The following is a 16,202-nucleotide window of genomic DNA, read 5'->3' as shown; positions in this document are numbered from 1 at the left end:
CAGGTCCTCTACGAACGTCCGAGCAACGGGTGCCCTGCCAGCAGCCGGTGAAGGCGATTTCGCAGTTCGTCGCGTACTGGACCGGCGCGATCCGCATCGAGACGGGAGGTAAAGAGGGACTCGTACCATTCCTCTTCTTCGTCCATGTCCCAGTCGACCTCGCGCAACAGGGCCTGGCCGGCCTCGGGAATCGGGGCGGGGAGCTCGCGACCGGTCAGCAGGGCCCAGACCCCGGTCCAGCAGCGCGCCAGCGCCAGCGGGTGATAGCCGCCCCCCCCCAGCACCAGGAGCCTCGGCGTGCCGTCGGCGTGGCGCGGGCTGGTCTCGATTACGTCGTCGATGCAGGCGAGGAAGCACTGGGTGGAGATGCCGAACTTGCCGAGCGGGTCCGGCAGCAGCGCATCGGTGCCGGCCTGGACCACGACCGCATCCGGCTGCCAGCGGGTGCGCACGGCCTCCCAGACGGCCGTAAAGGCGGCACGGAATTCCGTGTCGTTGGTCTCCTTCGGCAGCGGCAGGTTCACGGCGTTGCCCAGCGGTCCGGTGTCCTCGATGCGGCCGCCCTCGAAGGGGTAGCCGTATTCGGTGTCCATGTGCAGGGAGACGGTGAGCACGTCCGGGTCGTCGGTGAACGCGGCCTCGACCCCGTCGCCGTGGTGGGCGTCGATATCCAGATACAGCACGCGCTGCCCGGCCTGACGCAGGCGCAGGATCGCCAGTGCCGGGTCATTGAAGTAGCAGAAGCCGCGGGCCTGGTCGGGGGCGGCGTGGTGCATGCCCCCGGCCGGGTTGAACGCCATGCGCCCGTCCAGCACCACCTCGGCGCCCTGGATGGAGCCCCAGGTGGCGGTCGCCGGGGTCGCGAAGAACCCGGCGAAGAACGGGTTCTCGAAGTTGCCGATGTTGTGGCGGTCGCGGTAGCGCTGGAAGACCTTGCCTAGCGCCTCGGCGCGCTGCATCGCGGCCACGTACTCGCGGGTGTGGAACCACTCGAGCTCGGCCGGCTGTGCCTTGCGCGATACAGCCATCTCCTGCGGCGTGATCGCGTCATAGGCCTCGATCAGGTCGATGGTCAGCGAGACGCGCGGGATCCCGAGCGGGTGGTTGTCGCCGTAGCTGTGCCCGCGATAGCGCGGGGCATGCAGCAGCGTGGCATGTCGGCGGGCCGGCTCCGGGTGCCGGTCCGCGGCCCCGGTGGAGGCATCGATGGCTTCGGGGGTGGCACTCACTGGCGCAGCCTCAGGTAGATCTCGGGCAGACGGCGCGGCAGCTCGTCCACGTGGTCGATGATGGTGTAGTGGCCGGGACCGAAGATCGCCGGCAGGTACTCGGAGCCGGACGGGTCCAGGGTGATACAGAACGGGTGCACGCCGGCGTCCACCGCCTCCTTCATCGCCATGCGCGTGTCCTCGTGCAGGTAGCGCTGATCGCCGCCGTCGTCGTAGTCGGCCGGGCGGCCGTCGGACAGGATCAGCAGCAGCCGGCGCTGGGCCGGGCTGCGCCGGAACGCCTCCAGCGAGTGGCGGATGCCCGCGCCCATGCGCGAGGCCAGTCGCCCCGAGACCCCGGCGATACGGTTGCGCACGGTGGTGCTCAGGTCCTCGTTGAAGTCCTTCAGCCAGTAGTAGTTGACCTGGTCGCGCTGCTTGGAGGCAAAGCCGGCGATCGCATAGGGGTCACCGACCTTCTCGATCGCCTCGGCGAACAGCATCATCCCCTCGCGCACGCGGTCGACGACCTTGCCCTGCCCGCCCGGATGCCGCGCCATGATCGAGGTCGACATGTCGGCCAGCATCAGCACGCCGGTATCGCGGTGCTGCACCGCGCGGCGGCGGTAGATGAAGGCCTTGGGCGACAGCCCGGCCTTCTTGTCGGCGATGAAGTCGATCACCGCCTCGGTGTCGAGCTCGTCGCCGTCCATCTGCTTGCGCAGCGGCGCCAGGCGCATCGGGCGCTGCATCTCCAGGCCACGGGTCAGGCGCTTCAGGGTATCGGCGTTCTCCGACAGGATCGTGGCCGCCAGTTCCGGGTTCTCGTCGTCCAGCACCCGCTCGTAGAGGTTCACCCAGTCGGAGATATAGCGCTGCTCGCGGTAGTCCCATTCCGGATACGGGATGCCGTCCTTCTTCGGGGTGTAGGGGGCGGCGCGCTTGGCCACCTGCGCCGGCTGCGGGATACCCGTGCCGATGCGCCCGCCGGTGCCGGAGGTCTCCTGCTGCGGGGTCTGGATGTCGGCGTCCGGGTCCTTCTGCGCCTGCTCCGGGGCCTGCTGCGGCTGCTCTTCCTGCTTCTCGCGCTCGAACTGGTGTTCGTCGTGCGCCTCGTGGTCGCGGAAGTCGGCCAGGCTGCCGTCGCGTTTGCGCTGCGGATACACCGGCAGCGACTGGTTCAGCGACAGCCCGGGCAGATAGGCCTCGGCGCGCTCCTCGATGGCGATCTCGGGGAAGGCGTCGTCGGCGAACAGCTCCTCGCCGACTGCCCAGGCGGTGACCACATCCGCGTCCGGCTCCAGCACGCGCGCCAGACGCGGGTCCTGCGCCTCGCCCCGCAGCAGGGCCTGGTGGGCCTTCAGCGCGAAATCGAAGTACACGCCGGCCGCGCCCTCCGGGCGCCCGTGGACCTCGGCCAGCGCCACCAGGCGCGGCAGGAAGTTCGGGATGCGCGGTGCCAGGCGCGCGTTCACGCGCAGGTCCTCGGCCAGGTCGAACAGCACCTGGAAGCGGAACATGCGCGCCTCGAATTGCGCGAACAGCGGGCGCCAGGTAATACGCGAGCGATCATCCAGCGGCGGGTGCTCGGCGCCGGCGCGCTCGAACAGCCGCTCGACGTCGGACTGCGCATAGGTATCGAAGGCCAGATGCGCGGCCGCGTGCTGGGTGGCGACCATCGCCTCCTCGCGCGAGTCCATCACCGCCGGCATGTACAGCCGCCGGCCGTCGGTCTCGAGCATCGGGCGACCCTCGCCCGGCTTCCAGCTGGAATCGGCCAGCGGGATGTCGGCATCCAGCCAGGCCAGCAGCACCAGGCGCAGGAAGCGCCCGTGCATGCGCGGGCGAAAGCCCGGCAGCGCCTCCAGGAGCAGCTTCAGGCTCTCGTCGCTCTCCAGGCGAAAGTAAGCCTCGCCTCGCGAGCGCCCGGCCTTCAGCAGGTCCGCGCCGCGCCGCGCCCAGGACAGCAGACCCTGATCGCCCACCAGGTTGCGGGCGATCGGGGCGCCCTCGAGGTAGGCATCCAGGGTCAGGCCGCGTTCGTCAAACAGCGTCTCGGCCGGCTCGATCAGCGCGCGCAGGCCCTCGATCCCGCGCCCGGCGGAGAGCTTATCGAACGGCGTCTCAAAGTAGGCTCGGGCATCGGGCAGGCTGCGTTCGCACCAGCGCAGGCCGATCTCGGCCCACTCGCGCTCACCGGCCTCTCCCCAGGCCTCATACACGCGATCGGCCTGGGCCATGAAGCCTTCCAGGGCATCGGCCGAGTTGACCCACTGCTTGAACTGCGCGGCCTGCTCCAGCCACAGGTCCACCGTCTGCATGTTCTCCGCCAGCCGTGCGGAATTCCGCATAAAGCTCTTGCCGGCCTCGCGGTCGTGGAAGAACAGCTCGCGCACGGTCTCGATCCAGCGCCGCGCGGTGGCGGCACCGAACGCGCGAATGGCCGGGAGGGCTTCCTTGGTGTCGCGGTGGGCGACGAAGCTGATGTCCTCGAGATGCTGGAGGACCTCCTCGATCTCGACGAGGTCTTCGGCCTCCGTGTTCGCCCCGCCGTTGTTGCGGGCCTGGTCGCTCACGCGGCTTCGGACTCGGGGAAGTGGGCGTCGAAGATCTCTTCCAGCGCCTGAATCAGCTCGGGGTCATCGGTGATCGGGGCGATCATCGCGGCGCGGCAAGCCACGCGCGGGCTCAGCCCTGCCTGCATCAGCTCGCCGGCATAAGCCAGCGCGCGGGTGGAGGTCGCCTCTTCCAGTCCGTGGTCCTTCAGCGCGCGCGCCTTGCGTCCGGCGGCCACCAGCTTCTCCACGCGGTCGGCGTCCAGCCCACCGGATTCCTTGGCCACGATCTCGCGTTCGACATCCTCGGCCGGATAGTCGAAGTGGATACCAACGAAGCGTTGCTTGGTCGAGGGCTTCAGGTCCTTCAGCACGGTCTGGTAACCGGGGTTGTAGGAGATCACCAGCATGAAGTCCTCGTGCGCGTCGATGATCTGGGACTTCTTGTCCAGCGGCAGCTGGCGGCGGTGGTCGGTCAGCGGGTGAATCACCACGGTGGTGTCGGTACGCGCCTCGACGATCTCGTCGAGGTAGCAGATCGCGCCCTCCTTGACCGAGCGGGTCAGCGGGCCGTCCTGCCAGACGGTCTCCTCGCCCTCCAGCAGGAAGCGGCCGACCAGGTCGGAGCTGGTCAGGTCCTCGTGGCAGGAGACGGTGACCAGCGGCTGGCCGAGGGTATGCGCGACATGTTCGAGAAAACGGGTCTTGCCGCAGCCGGTCGGGCCCTTGAGCATCACCGGCAGGCGCTTCGAGTACGCGGCCTGGAAGATCTCGATCTCGTCGCCCTGGGCCTTGTAGAACGGGGCATCGCCCGCGTCGCCGGGCTTCTCGATCACGTCGCGTTCCACACCGCGGATACGGTTAATCAGGTTCTTCATGGGGTCTCCGATGCCGACCGCGGGGGCCGGGGCTGGTGTATGCGCGGGAGCGGCGTTACCCTCCGCCGGGCTGGCGGCATGCCCCTCGGCATCCCGTCGTGTTCCCGCAGGCTTTGTTGTATCATTGGCTGTTTATATTCTATCGAACCTGCGCACTTCCATGAACCAAACGCCCTTCCCGGTGCGGGATCGGGCAGGTGAAGGCGCCCGCAAATCGGATTCAGCGCGTCAATAGAGGACCCGGTATGAAACTTGTCAAACTCGTCAAGCTGAACAACCTGCAGTACAACCCGAATCGCGACCCGGAGGTCTACCGGCGCCCGATCAACGAGGAATTCCGGGTGCAGGCCCTGCTGAACGGCTCCGGCACCGCCCAGTGCAAGTTCTCGGTGGAAGGCGAGGCCCTGTGCGAGAGCAGCGTGTCCCTGCCGGGCACCTTCGACTGCAAGTTCAGCTTTGACACCGCCGGCACCCGCATGGGCGACCTGGTGATCGAGGCCAACGGCGAGACCTACCACGAGAAGATCCGCATCGACGTGCTGGAGCACGCCTGGATCGGCTAGGAGCCATTCCCCGCGATCCGGGTCACTCGGATCCGCGAATCAAAAAGGCCCCGTGGCAGACGCCCGGGGCCTTTTTGATGGGACGCTCAGCCCCAGTCGTACATGCGGATGAACTCGGGGAGCTTTTCGACCATCTCGTCTCGTTCGAAGAAGCGATCGGCCCGCGCCAGACGCATCTCGTCGCGGATCTCCTGGTCCCCGCCAAAACAGAACACGGGCAGGTTGATCTGGTACTCCATGCGCAGGATGCGGATCACGTCCAGCGGATCGAACACCTCGATCTCGTCCAGGTCCAGCAGCAGGAAACGATAAAGCAGCACCTCGTTCCAGGCACCCAGGTCCTCCAGATCGGTCACCGGGTGCAGGTGCCAGTCATCAGGCAGTGCGGCGCCGATCTGCTCGATCATTGCCTGATCGCGGCTCATCAGGATCAGGCGTTTTTCCAGCCGGCGCTGAATGGTCGGTTCGGACATCGGTTCGCCTCGTAAAGCTGTTGGGGAATGGCCGGTTACACACGCACGGCGATCAGGCGGCCGCGATCCCCCGGTAGAGGCCGTCGATGCGCGCGCTGACCTCGTCGACAATCACCGTGTCGAGCTGGCCGTTGAGGCGCGAGCGCACGCGCAGGCGCTCCGGGGATTCGCCCACCAGAGTCTCGCGCAGCACACGATCCACGCTCGGATCCTCGCACCAGATGCGGGCAATGTGTGTTCCGGTGATATGCAGGCGCAGGCGGCCGCAATGACCCCGCGTCTCGAATACATGGTTCTCGCGATTCACGCGGATCCCGTCGCGGATGGCCGGCCCGCCCTGGCTGTCGGCCAGGTCGGCGAGCTCCTCGCGCCCGGCCGCCAGCCACTCGTCGTATTCCGCGGCACTTGGACGGTAACGCCGCGCGGGGGTGCTGAAGCGGCGCTCCAGCACCTCGCTCAGGGCGGCCTCCAGACGTTCCGGGGTCGGCGCCGCCTCGGGACACTGTGCGGCACAATCGGTCATGCCCTCCTCCAGTGCCGGGCGCAGCCACTCGCGATAGCCGTCGCTGGGGGCATGCACGCAGGCGAGAAAGCGTTCCACCGGGAAGCGGCGCAGGAAGCTGGCACCAAACACGCAGCCCTCGTTCAGCGTGGCCGCGCCAGTGCCCATGATCTTGCGCCCCTGCACCCAGACGTCCTGGCCGCGCGCCTCGACGCCTTCGAGCCCCAGCTCGCGCAGCACATCCATCGCGATGCCCAGCCCCAGCGCGAACAGGTGGCGGTGGCCACGGGCGAGGACCTGGCGGGGCTGCACCAGGAAGAAGCAGGCCTGGTCGGCATCCACCCAGACGGAGCCACCCCCGAGCGGGCGGCGCACCACGGGCACGCCATTGGCCTCGCAGGCGGCCAGGTCCAGATCCACGGCCGGGTCCTGGCTGGCGCCCACGGAGATGTGTGGCTCTTGCGAGTGCACCCACAGCACGCGCAACGGCGACTCCGGCGGCGTGCTGCTCGCCAGACCGGTATACAGCGTGTGGAGTTCTTCCGCGGAGCGGGCCCCGGCATCAATCCATTCCGGGGTGACCGTGGATGCGACCAAGGATCAGCCCTCGGGTTTGTCCTGCTCGGACGGGTTCTCGTCGTCCTTGCCGGGCTTGTAGAAGTAGCGGAAGTAGAAGTCGCTGCGCGAGAGGTCTTCGTACAGCTTGGCGCGTTCTTCGACACCCCCGCGCATGATCTCGACCATGGCCATGGCCTGCTCGCCGTCGATGATGTGGATCCCGCCGGTCAGTTCCTGGTCGGTATTCAAAAAATGCGCGGCCAGCTCTTCCGGCTCCTGGATGTACACCAGGAAGGACTGGCAGTCAGGGTCCTCGAGATCCAGGGGCTGCATCACGATCTTGCCCAGCCAGGCCAGGCGCGCGACCTGGTTGAACTGGTGGATGTCGAGCTTCTTGCCCTTCTTGTACTTGTTGAGTTCGTTACGGATCTCGCCAATGTTGGCGATCTTCATCGATTTCATGGGGCGTGCATCCTGCCGCGAATGAACCGGGAGCATAAACAAGTCCAGCCCCCGGCCGTAAAAAAACCCCGGCGGACCGGGGTTCTTGAGCGTAATCCGGGGCTATTGCCCGGGTTCATTCGCCATCCCTGGCGTTATGCTTCTACCAGTCGAAGCCATCGTCTTCGGGCTCCTCAAAGCCGGCCACCTCGCGCAGGGTGTCTTCCAGCCTCCCCGGGACACGGCGCAGCTGCATGAAGCTGTGGTCACCGAGCATGCGCAGATCCGGCCAGTGCAGCGCCGCACGAAAGCGCATGTGCAGCGCCTCGATATCGCCCCCCTCCACCAGGATCTCGTAGGGCACGTAGGCGGTGTGGCGAAGCTCGCGCACGTCAATGGTCTCCAGGGTGTTGAGGTCGGTCGCCTCGGACTCGGCACCGTCTTCCGCCCGGACCGCCACACCGATCAGCGTGGCGTCCGTTCCCGGGATATCCAGCCGGTAAATCTCCGACACGCCCCCACGCCGCTCGCCCAGACCGGTATCCAGCTCCTCCAGGGCGGCGCTCCGCGAGCCGTGGCTACCCAGGTCATACGGGGCGTTGAAGCGCTCCATGCCGAAGGTATAGCGGTAGCGCTGCAGTTCCCTCGGGGTCATCCCGTCTTCCGACCCAAAGTGCTGTTCATCGCCCAGCACGTCGGCCAGCCGCGCGCTGACATCGCTCACCGAGGCGTCGATTCGATAGGCATGCCGGAAGTACTCGAGGTTGTTGTAGCTGACCTGAACCTCGCCGTTGGTCGCAGTCACGGCCACCCGGATGGGTGCGATGTACGCTGCCCGGTCCTGGGAGCCCGCCACCGCCAGCAGGTCGTCGTGGGTGACCACGATCACATGGCGATCGTCGCTGACCGGGTATTCGCCCAGGGTCTGGAAATCGGCTTCTTCGAGTCGCTCGCGGACCGCCTCCACCTCACCGCTGACATCGGAGCCGGACGTGGTGTAGGCCAGTACCAGCGGCCGATAGACATCGTCCGCCAGCGCCGTGGCGGCCGTGCCCAGGGTCAGCAGACACGCGCCGAAGAACGCGAGAACGGCAGGCACGCGGATAGTTCCGCGCAATGCGTGGATTGCTCGCATGGGATCCTCCTTTGGATTTTGCTTGCTCGAGCACAGGCTCGATCAGTATGCCTTCCGACGAAACGGCCCGGGCCCCACCCCCCGATGGGTCCCGGTGTCCGGCACCGTCCGCCCTCCCTAGCGGCACCAGCCCATCCTCCAGGGCCGGCAGCTCATCCCGAAGCCCGCGCCGGGCACCGGTGCGGCCTACTCACGGCCGCCCGGGCGCAATCGATCAGAAGCGGTACGCGTACCCGATCTCGAGCTCGTACTGCCGCATCTCGATCTCGACGTCTTGTCCTTCGTAAAGGAAGTTCTCGCCCCTCACTCGTTGACGAGGCGCATACATCGCGGCGAAATTGATTTCGTGCTGGCCAAACTCGCGAGTGAAACCGGCAGTGAAGTGGTCCTCCATCACGGCTGGCGCCAAGATGTTTAGTGTCACATCGTCCGAGCTGATCGGGTTTTCGCCACGATTGTAGCCCACCCGCCAGGTCCAGCCGTTACCGCCATCGATCTGGGCGCCGAACCGAAAAATGTTTACATCATCCCAGCCAAACCCGGGGCCACTAGATCCCCCGAATCGTGAATCTGGATCACCCATCATGAAGCCGTAGATATTTGCAGATGGGTTGGCAATAGCATCAATCTCGGAATACCGAATCTTCTGGTAGTCAGCCGAGAGCGTCACGTTGGGCGTGACGTCAACCGAGAAGCCCAGCCCGTAGGTCGACGGAATGTCAAAGTCCCCGCCATCCACAAACAACCCGGCATAGCGATCAAAATCGCCCGCACGGATCTTGGAGCGGTAGCTCGCACCAACGCGGGCGCCCTCGGCCAGTTCCGCCTGGAACCCGACCTGGGCACCATATCCCCAGCTGGAATCCGTCCGGCCGCTACTCAGGTTATCGGGGTCTTCACTCATCTCACCAAAGGTACTAATCCCTTCCGCGCTAAACCGCTGATAGCTGATGATCGGGCTGAACCCGACGCTTACTCGTCCATCCATGAATTTCTGAGCGTAGGTTGGGATGATTGCGAGCTGTTCGAGATTCACGCCCGCAGTCCCGTCGCAAAAAACACCTCGTCCGGGAACAGGCGCCGTCCCCCCTTGTGGATCCGGGCAATCCCTGGCTATTGCTGGGTAGTCCGTGTTCATACCACCGTTCCCAAGAAGGGCAACACCCCAAGAACGGTCTTCGTCTATTTGTTGGACAAAGGCGAGGGAGGGAATGAAGAAGTTGTTGCTGTCGCTGTCAACACTGCCGCCGGCAAGCGGGAATTCACCTTGCTCCGGTGGCCGGTGCGGATCGCTGGCCTCGAATGAGCGCTCGGGACGGAAGTAGGCGACCGATGCGTCGAAGCGGGTTTCCATCCCGGCGATGCCGGCGGGGTTGATGCCGGGGGCGTAGGCGTCCTGGGAGATGGCCATGCCAACCCCGCCCATGCCCTTGGCCTTGGTGCCATAGCCGTGCGAGAAGTAGCCGTTGGTGGCATTGGCAACGCCGGCGGTGCCCATCGCAAGGCCGACCGCGACCGTCACCAGACTGCGGCGAATGATGCGTGCTTCCATGTTGTTCTCCTTTGGTGGTCTTCTTGTTTTATGGCCCCGGCACCCCGGTTACCTGCGGCCCCCTTGTCTGCCGCCGGTCCGGTTTTGTGGTGCAGTGACCGCTCGCGGGTGGACGACCCATCCCCCCGGGAGTTCTTTCGGCGGGGCCCCTGAAAAATCCCCGCTCGAAACCTGAATATTCAAAACGCCTAATCAACCCCCTGACGTGCGAAAGCCCCGGAGACCGGGGCTTTCGGCATACATCGAGTTTTATGCGGACTTCTCGTCCTCGGCCTCGTCGGCGTCGAAGTCGAAGGTGCCGACCTCCTCCCCGGCCATCTGCCGCTGGACGAACCCGACGTCCGTCGAGTTGAGGGCAAACGGGAAGGACAGGATGTCCGTCGGGCTGGAATCGCCGTAGGGGCGGTTACAGGCCGAGACTTCCTCGTCCGACTTGCCGGGGCAGCCGGAGGTCTGGAACGGCTTACCGGAGGCGATCAGTTCGTCCACCTCGGACTGCGGCAGGCCGAAGTCCACCACCTGGCCGTCGGCGTTGAACTTCATGTCGTCGATACGGCCGCCGGCGTAGTCGATCACGAAGCGGCCCAGCTGCACGCGGCGCCACTGGTCACGTGGCACCGGGTTCCAGTCTTCCATCAGCGAGCCCTCTTCCGGGAAGAAGGCAAACATGTGGTTGTGGCCACCCAGGTCGCGGATGCGCTGGCAGACCTGCAGGATCTCTTCCTCGGTCTCGCCCATGCCGCAGATCAGGTGGGCACCGAACTTCTCCGGGCCGAAGATCTCGGCGGCCCACTCGATTGCCTGCCAGTATTTGTCCCAGGTGTGCGGGCTCTCGACCGACTTGCCGCGGGTGCGCTCGAAGATCTCCGGGGTCACCGCGTCCAGCGCGACGGTGAAGATGTCCGCGCCCTTGTCCCGCAGGAGCTGGAGGTCCTCGTAGCTCATGGTGGTCGGGTTGGACAGGATCGACACCGGGATGTGGTTGACCTCGGCGACCCACTTCTCCAGCAGCTCGACGGTGTCGGCGTCGGAGTTCGGGTGCGTGATCATGGAGATGCACATGCGCTCGAACTGACCGGCGTCGGAGTTGTTCTTGACGCGCTCGATCACCTCGTCGTAGCGGGCGGTCGGCCAGTCCACGCGGATGAAGTTACGGTCGGCGTAGTCACGCGATTCCTCGCGGTGGCGCGCCAGGCCGCAGTAGGAGCAGTTCGCGCGGCAGCCTTCCGGGTAGGTGACCAGCAGGTTCAGGCAGTGGGTGCAGGACGTGCGGTGCATGGTACCCGGCACCAGGCCCAGCGTGATCGCCGCCGCCGTGGACATCTGCACGTACTCCGGCGAACGCATGTCCGGGGTCTTGATGTGATAGTCGGGCCGGTAAAAGTTGATCGGCGCGACCATCTCCTCTGCACTTGCACTCATGGAATTCCTCCAGCGTTGTTCACCGGGTGCGGGGCACCCGCCAACCGGGCCTACGCGGCCTGGTCACCATCGTTGAAATACTCGGAAAATGCAATCCATCCGCGGCGCTGCGTGGCGTCTTCCTGCGCCCGCGGCGTTCGCCAGTGTTCGTTCAGGAACGCGCGGCGCTTGCAGGCGCGCTCCAGGGCCGGACCATACTGATCGCGCATCTCCTCATCGTAATCGTCGAAGGCCTCGGCGTCACCCTCGAGATGCGCAATCGCGGCCTCGCCCGCCGCCTCGCCGGACACCACGGCCGCGGCAATCCCGGCCCCGGTAATCGGATGGGTAAACCCGCCGGCATCGCCCACGAACAGGACATCGCCCCGGTACAGGGAATCGCGCAGGCCGCCGACCGGGATCGCGCCGCCCGTACGGTGGCGGATCTCCTCGCCCAGCAGCCCCTGCTCGACGAGCTGGGCATGCAGGGAATCCAGCGGCGTCTTCATGTCGTTGTCGATGCGCTTGTCGGCACCCAACCCCAGGTTCGCCCATTCCCCCTTGGGGAACAGCCAGGCGTACCCACCCGGGTAGTCGTCCGACAGCCAGACGTCGGTCGCGGTATAGGGCTTTTTCAGCGGCACCGTGTACTGGCGGGTCTGCACCACCGGCAACGCAGGCAGACCCAAAGATTCGGCTACCGGGGAATGCGGGCCGTCGGCCGCGATCAGCACCCGGTACTCGATCGCGCGTTCCTGCCCCTGGTGCTTCACGGTCGCCACATGCCGTTCGGCATCCACGCGTTGCAGCGGGGTCGAAGTCACCAGCTGTGCGCCATTGGCCTGCGCCGCCTGGATGATCGCGCGGTCGAACTCGCCGCGATCCACCATCAGCCCGGGGAAGTCGGAGTGCTCCACAGCCCCGGAGGGCAGGAAGCTCTGCATCGAGTCGATACGCTGCAACAGCACCCCCTCCGCCTGGGCATAGGCGCCCATCGGGTTGGGGATGAACTCCGCGCACTGCACCGGTTCCCCGAAGGCCTTGTTGCGCTCGACCGCCAGGACCGACAGCCCGGCCGCCGCGCACACGCGTGCCGCCGAGGCACCGCCCGGCCCCAGCCCGACCACCAGGACGTCGACCTTCTCGGGGAGCATTACGGCCGTCCCCCGACCAGTGGCGCCCACAGGACCGTCATCCCGCCGATTCCTCGGTCTCGGCCATCGCCAGGGCGGACTGGATCGCCGCAATGAAGTCATCCACGGTCAACTGCAGCATCTCGACGTCGCGCTCGGCAAAGAAGGCGCGCACGCGCTCTTCCATCTCGGCCTGCGGCGTGTCGCGCAGGGCCGCCTCGAGATCGGCGATGGTGCGCGCGGGCTTGACGAAGATGTCCCCGGTCAGCCAGAGCTGTTTCAGGCGCTTGCGCTCCGGGTCCAGCGCGACACCGACGCGCATCAGACCGCCGTCGGACTTGAAAATGCTCTCGAACATCGGGGCATCGGTGGCCGGGCGGTTGCGCTGGTAGACCCACTCTTCGGTATCGATCTCGGCCAGGGCCTCTTCGAAGGCCTTCTGCTCCTCGGGCAGCAGATCCGAGGGGGCCAGCTCGACCGCGAACTCCTCGGCGAAGGCCCTGGCAATCGCGTCCTTCACGTGGTTCAGATCCGGTCGCTCGCCCAGCAGGGTCGCCAGATTGACCACACGATCGCGAGCCGACTCGATCGCCTTGTTGGAGAGCTTCTCGGCCGGGATCCGCAGGATGCGCAGCATGTCCTCCACATCGAACTCGATCAGCAACGTGCCCTGGTACATGATCGAGTCGCCGTCGAATGCGCCTCCCGTGCCGGAGATCTTGCGCCCGTCGACCTCGATGTCGTTGCGCGGGCGGAATTGCGCATCCACGCCCAGCGTGCGGATCCCGGCAGCGGCGGCATTGCAGATGCGCTGGGCGATCTGCCCCATGTCCGCGGTCCCCAGGAAACGCTTGTCGAGGTACAGCTCCCAGCCGAGCTGGGTCGAATCAAAGTAGATCGCGCCGCCGCCGGTGATCCGGCGCTGGATCGCAATACCGTTTTCCTTGCAGTACTCGGTATTGATCTCCTGGTCCACGTTCTGATGAAAGCCCACCAGCGCACAGGGCTCGAACTGCAGGAAGCGCAGGGTGTGCGGCGATACGCCTTCCTGGTGGCACTCGAGCAGGGCCCGGTTGAAGGCCATGTTCTCGGCCGCCGGGCGCAGCCCGGTGTCCAGGACGCGCAGGGTCTTCTGGTCGCGCTCAGACATGGCAACCCCCTCCGGCCGCGGCGTTGCCCTCGGTCACGATTCGGATCCCGCCAAGGCCCTGGCGCGCCTTGCGTTCCTGCTCGCGACGCCGGGCCTCCTCTGCCACGATGGTGTCCAGATCGATTTCGACTCCGCTCTCCGCAGAGGTGCCGTCCTCCGCCATCACCTCGTCGCCGACGGCGATCGAGCAGCAGGCCGGCGTCACGCGGACCTTCTTGCCCAGGCGCGCGGCCAGTTCGACCACACCCTCGGCCGGGTGCGCAATACCGGACAGGCCGGCCATCACTGCATAGCTGTCGATCTGGCTCTTCGCCTCGCCCGGCGGACGCGCACAGCCGAGCAGCAGCGGGGTATCCCCCAGACGCTCGCGCGCATCATGGAAGAAGCGCCCGACCGCATGCACATCCGGGGTCTCGAACGGGCGACTGGCCGGGGCGTAAAACGGCATCACGACCACCAGCACGACGGCATCCGGCAGGTGGCGCGCGAGCATCTCCAGCGCGTTCCACTCGCCCAGCAGCTTGCCGTAGTGCAGGCCGATCACGATGTGCGGGACCACCTTCATGTTGGTGTTCACCAGGCTCTCGAGCGTCTGCTCGAAGTCATCCACGCTGCGGCGCAGGTGGTAGACCTGCGTGATCGTGTCCTGGGCACCGATCACGTCCATCATCGCCGCATCAATGCCGGCCTGCTCCATCGACGTCGCGATGTTGTCGTCGACCAGCGCCGTGTGCAGCGCGATACGAAATTCGGGGAATTCGTCCTTGATACGACGAATCGTGGAGTAGTACGGGTCGTACTCGACCTCGTTGCGGTGATTCGAGCCGCCCGTCAGGAGCATGCCCTGGGCGCCGGACTCGATCACATTGTTCACCTGGGCCCAGAGGTCTTCCGGCGTACGCACCGGGATCATCGGCTCCAGGATCTTGGCCTTGCAGTGATCACAGGCGAGCTTGCAGTCGCCCCCGGTGATCGACATCGCCGGCCAGGCGCTCTTGCCGCAATCAGCGAGTTCGCTTGTCTGGTACGACTTGAACGTCGGCGTATAGAAATGCACCGATCCGGGATCGGAGCCCCGCTGAATGCTTTGCTGGAGATCGTTCACCAACGCCGCATCGACAGGGATGTCTTCCAGGGGTTCGACCCGCTGGATTACCTCGTTCCAGGTCGTCATCAGCTTGCTCCGGATACCACAGAATCAAAAAAGGCCGCCGAACACTGGGGAACGGCGGCCGTAGGGAGACGCTGACTCAGCAGCCGCCGAAACCGTCCGCTTCCATCTTGGCCTCGAACGCGGCCAGGGCGTCGGAGCCGGTCTTCAGGTCGCCGACTTCGCCGTCCCAGTCTTCCGGCTTCAGCTTGATCAGCCAGCCTTCGCCGTAGGGATCTTCGTTGATCAGACCCGGATTGGCGGCGACCTTTTCGTTGGTTTCGGTCACTTCACCGGTCACCGGGGTCTTCGCCGGACCCACCCACTTGCCGGATTCCACCGTGGTGCAGGACTTGTCCTTCTTCACGGTCTTGCCGACCTTCTTGGGGGTAAAGGACACGATGGTGCCGGCCAGCGAGCACGCGTAGGAGGTCAGGCCCACGGTCGCGGTACCGTCGCTTTCCTTGCGCACCCACACGTTGTTCTCAACGTTGTACATCAGATCTTCCGGAATATCACAACCCCGTACTGCGCCCATGTTTTCCTCCAAGCGTGAAAGTAATAATGCGGGAAAATTAAAACGTTATCGTTTTATCACTACGCAGAATCAGGTCCGCCAGCTCGCTCGCCCGATTCACTTCATCGACCTCGTCGATGAGATCCAAAGACGCGTCGATTCTATACCCCGGCAAAGCGGGCTGGCAAACGTGCAAACGCACGCCCGCGCGTTTTGCGTCCTGGATAAAATCCTTGATCAGCTTGCCATCTTCCATGGCCCTCAGGTCGTCGGCCACCCCCTTCTCCATCAGGCGAACCCCTTCCATGGTGAAGAAGATGTACACGTCCACGTCCATCGAGGCCATCACAGCCCCCAGATAGAACGGCGTCGCGCAACGCTGCGGTGTCGACGGGCCCGAGGTCATGATGAACACGACCGTCTGCTCGTCGTTGTCCAGGTAATATTCGTTGTCCAGATCGGCCATCGTGCCCTCTATCGCAGCTTGCGTTGACACTCGATGTCTTCATCCTTCGCCCGCTTGCAGTAGCCTTCCTCGGCCTTGTCACCGGTCAGGAACTGCTCCAGCGCGGCGTCCGCGCCGTTGGTCGCCTCGACACGCGCGATCCATGCGTTATAGGGGTCGGAGTTCAACAGCACCGGATTCTCCAGCACTTCTTCATTGCCCTCGACGATCTTGCAGTCGATGAAGTTCGGTATCGGACCGGCCCATTTGCCGCTCTCGATGGTGGCGACCGGCTTCCCGGGCGGCCGCCGGGTGCCAGGACGGCGCACGCGCACGTGAATGATCTTGCCCGCGATCGTCTGCGACAGATCCGTCATCCCCACGGTCAGGGTGTCATCGTCCTCGCGGCGCAACCAGATCTGGAACTCGTCGTCGTAGAACAGTTCGGGATGAAACTCGCAACCGTTGCAATCCATGTTTCGCCTCGTTCCCGGCATCGACACAAAAAACGGGCGCCAGGCGCCCGTTTTTCGAAGATACT

The 16,202-nt window shown here is 65.5% G+C and carries 16 protein-coding genes; 1 reads left to right on the top strand and 15 read right to left on the bottom strand.

The features are described 5' to 3' along the window. Positions 1-8 precede the first annotated feature (8 nt). The 3 genes from C995_RS0110680 to C995_RS0110670 are packed head-to-tail and all read right to left on the bottom strand — an operon-like array spanning position 9 to position 4,641. Complete coding sequence (locus tag C995_RS0110680; protein ID WP_018864928.1) at positions 9-1,229, bottom strand: acetoin utilization protein AcuC; 1,221 nt, start codon at positions 1,227-1,229, stop codon at positions 9-11. Beyond that, complete coding sequence (locus tag C995_RS0110675) at positions 1,226-3,784, bottom strand: nitric oxide reductase activation protein NorD (protein ID WP_018864927.1); 2,559 nt, start codon at positions 3,782-3,784, stop codon at positions 1,226-1,228. The genes C995_RS0110680 and C995_RS0110675 overlap by 4 nt, the downstream gene beginning before the upstream one ends. Next, positions 3,781-4,641 carry a CbbQ/NirQ/NorQ/GpvN family protein gene (locus C995_RS0110670; protein WP_012982064.1) on the bottom strand — a complete coding sequence of 287 codons (861 nt, stop codon included), beginning with the start codon at positions 4,639-4,641 and terminating at the stop codon, positions 3,781-3,783. Before C995_RS0110670 ends, C995_RS0110675 begins: the two co-directional genes overlap by 4 nt. A gap of 245 nt (positions 4,642-4,886) precedes the next feature. Here C995_RS0110670 and C995_RS0110665 point away from each other — a divergent pair, with 245 nt between their 5' ends. Further along, positions 4,887-5,204, top strand: coding sequence for a hypothetical protein (locus C995_RS0110665; protein WP_018862483.1), 318 nt, complete (start codon positions 4,887-4,889; stop codon positions 5,202-5,204). 86 nt (positions 5,205-5,290) lie between these two features. On the opposite strand, the gene C995_RS0110660 is transcribed toward C995_RS0110665, so the two are convergent. The 12 genes from C995_RS0110660 to C995_RS0110605 form a co-directional block, all read right to left on the bottom strand. Further along, positions 5,291-5,677 (bottom strand): hypothetical protein, encoded by a 387-nt coding sequence (locus C995_RS0110660; protein WP_018864926.1) that lies wholly within the window; start codon positions 5,675-5,677, stop codon positions 5,291-5,293. Between the two features lie 52 nt (positions 5,678-5,729). Then, positions 5,730-6,776: a lipoate--protein ligase family protein gene (locus C995_RS0110655; RefSeq protein ID WP_018864925.1), complete on the bottom strand. Its 1,047-nt coding sequence runs from the start codon at positions 6,774-6,776 to the stop codon at positions 5,730-5,732. A gap of 3 nt (positions 6,777-6,779) precedes the next feature. Next, the gene (locus C995_RS0110650; protein ID WP_018864924.1) at positions 6,780-7,199 is read right to left on the bottom strand and encodes a hypothetical protein; all 420 of its coding nucleotides are present in this window, start codon (positions 7,197-7,199) and stop codon (positions 6,780-6,782) included. Between the two features lie 142 nt (positions 7,200-7,341). Then, entirely contained in the window at positions 7,342-8,313 is a 972-nt protein-coding gene (locus C995_RS0110645; protein ID WP_026279070.1) for a hypothetical protein, read from the bottom strand. A 214-nt stretch (positions 8,314-8,527) separates the two neighbouring features. After that, positions 8,528-9,865, bottom strand: a complete 1,338-nt coding sequence (locus tag C995_RS0110640) for an OmpP1/FadL family transporter (RefSeq protein ID WP_018864922.1) — start codon at positions 9,863-9,865, stop codon at positions 8,528-8,530. A gap of 249 nt (positions 9,866-10,114) precedes the next feature. Next, a complete protein-coding gene (locus C995_RS0110635) occupies positions 10,115-11,287 on the bottom strand; it encodes a radical SAM protein (RefSeq protein ID WP_026279069.1) in 1,173 nt (390 codons plus the stop codon). A 50-nt stretch (positions 11,288-11,337) separates the two neighbouring features. Next, the gene (locus C995_RS0110630) at positions 11,338-12,420 is read right to left on the bottom strand and encodes an NAD(P)/FAD-dependent oxidoreductase (RefSeq protein ID WP_018864920.1); all 1,083 of its coding nucleotides are present in this window, start codon (positions 12,418-12,420) and stop codon (positions 11,338-11,340) included. Between the two features lie 37 nt (positions 12,421-12,457). Beyond that, positions 12,458-13,549: a biotin/lipoate A/B protein ligase family protein gene (locus C995_RS0110625; protein WP_018864919.1), complete on the bottom strand. Its 1,092-nt coding sequence runs from the start codon at positions 13,547-13,549 to the stop codon at positions 12,458-12,460. Beyond that, complete coding sequence (locus tag C995_RS0110620) at positions 13,542-14,723, bottom strand: radical SAM protein (protein WP_018864918.1); 1,182 nt, start codon at positions 14,721-14,723, stop codon at positions 13,542-13,544. The genes C995_RS0110625 and C995_RS0110620 overlap by 8 nt, the downstream gene beginning before the upstream one ends. A 76-nt stretch (positions 14,724-14,799) precedes the next feature. Next, a complete protein-coding gene (locus C995_RS0110615; protein ID WP_081618895.1) occupies positions 14,800-15,237 on the bottom strand; it encodes a glycine cleavage system protein H in 438 nt (145 codons plus the stop codon). 37 nt (positions 15,238-15,274) lie between these two features. Continuing rightward, positions 15,275-15,682 carry a DsrE family protein gene (locus C995_RS0110610; protein ID WP_018864916.1) on the bottom strand — a complete coding sequence of 136 codons (408 nt, stop codon included), beginning with the start codon at positions 15,680-15,682 and terminating at the stop codon, positions 15,275-15,277. A gap of 8 nt (positions 15,683-15,690) precedes the next feature. Next, positions 15,691-16,137 carry a glycine cleavage system protein H gene (locus C995_RS0110605; protein ID WP_018864915.1) on the bottom strand — a complete coding sequence of 149 codons (447 nt, stop codon included), beginning with the start codon at positions 16,135-16,137 and terminating at the stop codon, positions 15,691-15,693. Between the last annotated feature and the right edge of the window lie 65 nt (positions 16,138-16,202).

The organism is Thioalkalivibrio sp. ARh3, from assembly GCF_000377265.1.
GTDB classification, from domain to species: domain Bacteria; phylum Pseudomonadota; class Gammaproteobacteria; order Ectothiorhodospirales; family Ectothiorhodospiraceae; genus Thioalkalivibrio; species Thioalkalivibrio thiocyanoxidans.
Note: the sequence above shows the minus strand (reverse complement) of the source record. Positions and strands in the feature narration are given on the sequence as shown.